At 68.2% G+C, this 2,665-nt stretch carries 4 protein-coding genes; 3 read left to right on the top strand and 1 reads right to left on the bottom strand.

Translation table 11 applies throughout. The features are described 5' to 3' along the window. Positions 1-290: 290 nt before the first annotated feature. Positions 291-554 carry a hypothetical protein gene (locus tag ACFWDI_RS40905; protein ID WP_385312179.1) on the bottom strand — a complete coding sequence of 88 codons (264 nt, stop codon included), beginning with the start codon at positions 552-554 and terminating at the stop codon, positions 291-293. A 283-nt stretch (positions 555-837) separates the two neighbouring features. Here ACFWDI_RS40905 and ACFWDI_RS40900 point away from each other — a divergent pair, with 283 nt between their 5' ends. The 3 genes from ACFWDI_RS40900 to ACFWDI_RS40890 form a co-directional block, all read left to right on the top strand. Next, entirely contained in the window at positions 838-1,698 is an 861-nt protein-coding gene (locus tag ACFWDI_RS40900; RefSeq protein WP_385312177.1) for an integrase, read from the top strand. Further along, positions 1,695-1,919 (top strand): hypothetical protein, encoded by a 225-nt coding sequence (locus ACFWDI_RS40895; protein WP_385312175.1) that lies wholly within the window; start codon positions 1,695-1,697, stop codon positions 1,917-1,919. Before ACFWDI_RS40900 ends, ACFWDI_RS40895 begins: the two co-directional genes overlap by 4 nt. Before the next feature lie 426 nt (positions 1,920-2,345). Beyond that, positions 2,346-2,665: hypothetical protein (locus ACFWDI_RS40890; RefSeq protein WP_385312173.1), on the top strand; the 320-nt coding region annotated here is incomplete at its 3' end.

The raw sequence follows: 2,665 nt of genomic DNA, 5'->3' as shown, positions 1-2,665 counted from the left end.
GAACGGACCTATCCAGGACGGCTCCGACGCCGTGATCACACCAGCCACACCAAGATCATCTCACCCGTGACCAGCAGTTACGGGACAACCCTTAGTCTCCCGCTCGGTGCTGAATCCCGAATCTCATGACGAAGCTTGTGAACGATCTCCGTGGCCAAGCGTTTGACGAGGTCAAGAGCATGGTTGCGATAACGGGCTGCCCCGCGATTGATCGTGGGCGGGCCGTGACATGAGGGTGGCCGCGCGGGTTCTTGAGGTGTGGAGCCCTCGCAAGCCCGCGCGGCCATGTTCTATTCTTCCCTTTCTTCCTTCTGTGGCCGTGCGCGCCAATGTCTCGGCGCGTCGACAAGGGCGCGGACGTGCGAGTCGGAGGCGGGCCGCTCGCAGACGTCGGAGATTGCCTTGGCCAGCGGCCACTCGTCGATCTCGCGGTAGGCGGCGGATTCGCTGATGCCGTCCCACTCGTCGTCCAGGTATTGATGCCGGGTGCGCTGCCCGTCCTCGCCCCGGTACAGGCGGCGCCGGAACGCGGCCTCCAGCGCCTCGCCCCGCATCCACTTGGCGTTCTGGTGGTTGTCCCGGGCGGCGTGGATCCGCTCCAGGTCCCACTCCCTCGTGTCGAGGGGCCCGTTGCGGTCGAGGTCGGCCGGTTCGGGGATCAGGTCGAGCAGTGGGACACGAGTCTTCGCAGCTCACGGACCGGCCGGTGGTGCGGCACGTCCGGCAGTGGTGCCCCCGGCGGGGAGGTGGCACGCAGGCTGTCAATCGGTCAGCTCAGGGTGCAGGAGGTCATCCACCGGGACGGACGGCGGTCATACACGATCGTGCAGTCGGCCGGTGGCGTACATGCGGGGGCCGAGCGGGTTCCTGTCCCAGTACGCGGGCACAGGGTCGGACCGGCCGTACGCGTATCTCCTCGTCGACCATCTGCGGTGGCTTGAGCACGAGGGCCTGGTCCCGGAGAGCGTCGGCTTCCGGGACCTTGTGCGGTACATGGGCGCGGTCGGGGCGAAGGTCGCCGCGCCGCTGAGGTCGCCGTGGCGGGTGGGCAAGCGCCCCTACGGCAACAGCGCGCTGTCCTCGACGGCCTCGTGCCTGAAGGGCTTCTACCTCCGCCAGGCCGAGCTGGGCATCAACACCGCCCTGGCCGAGGCGCTCGACAAGCGGAGGATGCCGACTAAGCAGGACCGGGACCGCGCCCTGCTGGAGCACGTCACGAAGGACATGGCGGCGAACCCACTGGCGCCGCGACGGATCCGCCGCCGGCATCCGAAGATGCTGCCGGACGGCGCCCGGGGGCTACTGCTGGCAGTGGTGGAGTCGGCCCGCGACCGGCTGGTTGTCGACTGGCTGAGCGACGGCGGCTTTCGCAACGGCGAGCTGTGTGGTCTGCATCTGTGCGACCTCCACTTGCGCGAAGGAGCCGCCTGCGGCGAGTGCCGCACTCCGCACGTCCACGTCTGTCACCGCGGGGGCCTGCCCAACGGTGCCCGGGCGAAGACGAAGCGGCCCTGGGTACTGGAGGACGGCACCATCCGGGGCGGGATCATCAAGCGGGTCAGCCCGGCGATGGTCCACGCCTACTTCGACTACCTCACGGGCGAGTACCCCCGCGACGCCTCCCACGGGATGCTGCTGGTCCAGCAGCACGGACCGGACCGGGGGCTGCCCTGGACCCCGGAAGGCGCCCGCAGATGATCGGCCGGGCTGCGGCCCTGGCCGGCCTGGGCAAAGTCCGCCCCCACGCCTTCCGCCATTCCTTCGCGAATTCGGTCCTCGACGCCTCGGACGGCAACCTCGTGGTGACCCGGGACGCCGGTGGCTGGGCTTCCACACAGGTGGTCGACGAGATCTACGCCCACGTGGACGTCAACGATCCCGTCTTCAAGGCCGCGCTGCTGCGGGCATGGGGTGAGTGAGGATGGACTCGACGTCACCACTGCGCGTGCTGGCCGACCCGGTCCGTGCTCGTCGCGCTCGCGACAGGCTTGACGTACTGGCCGCTCTGCTCGGCGGCCCGTCGGTCGGCTCGCTCTATCGCGATTCCGTGATCAGGATTCCTGCGGATCACACGGTCTACGGCTGGATCTGCAAAGTGGCAACCTGCGGGAACGCCCATTCGCCGCGGCGCAGGGACCTTTGCAGTCCCCACGACAATCAGTGGCTGCGCGCTCGCGGTGACGGCGTCACTCGCCGCGACTTTCTCAACGGGGCCGCACCGGCCAGCGTCCGGCCCAAACCCGAGGCGATACGCTTGACCTACGGGGGCTTCTTCCCCTGCCCCGGGCCGAGTTGCAGGGGGGCTGTTCGCCCACACGCAACAGCTATCCCGCTACGACTGGCACGTGAGTGAACTCCGCGCTCTCGTCCGCTTCGCCCAGGACCACCGCGTCGTCTCACTGTTCGACCTCGACCCGGCCCCTGCTGACCACTACTCGCGCTTCGCGGGCATCCTGCGAGAGATCTCCGCCAAACTGCGGATCGTCTACTTCATGCCGGCCGAGACCAAGGAAGCCGGATACATCGAGACCGAGCACTTCGGTGTTCGTTTCCATCGCTGCCGCAGCGACCTAGTGCTGGATTCCGCTTTCCGTGGGTATATGTGCTGGTGGCGGGGTAGTTCGGGTGCTCGGGGGCGGGTGCTGGACGGTGGTGTTACGGGCAC

This window comes from Streptomyces sp. NPDC060064 (assembly GCF_042736455.1).
Classification (GTDB): domain Bacteria; phylum Actinomycetota; class Actinomycetes; order Streptomycetales; family Streptomycetaceae; genus Streptomyces.
The sequence above is the reverse complement of the archived record's forward strand: the minus strand, read 5'-3'. Positions and strand labels throughout refer to the sequence as shown.

Bases quoted from the DNA above. Each gene is read 5' to 3' on its own strand.
- ACFWDI_RS40895 (WP_385312175.1), top strand. From the start codon at position 1,695: ATGATCGGCCGGGCTGCGGCCCTGGCCGGCCTGGGCAAAGTCCGCCCC.
- ACFWDI_RS40905 (WP_385312179.1), bottom strand. From the start codon at position 554: ATGCGGGGCGAGGCGCTGGAGGCCGCGTTCCGGCGCCGCCTGTACCGG.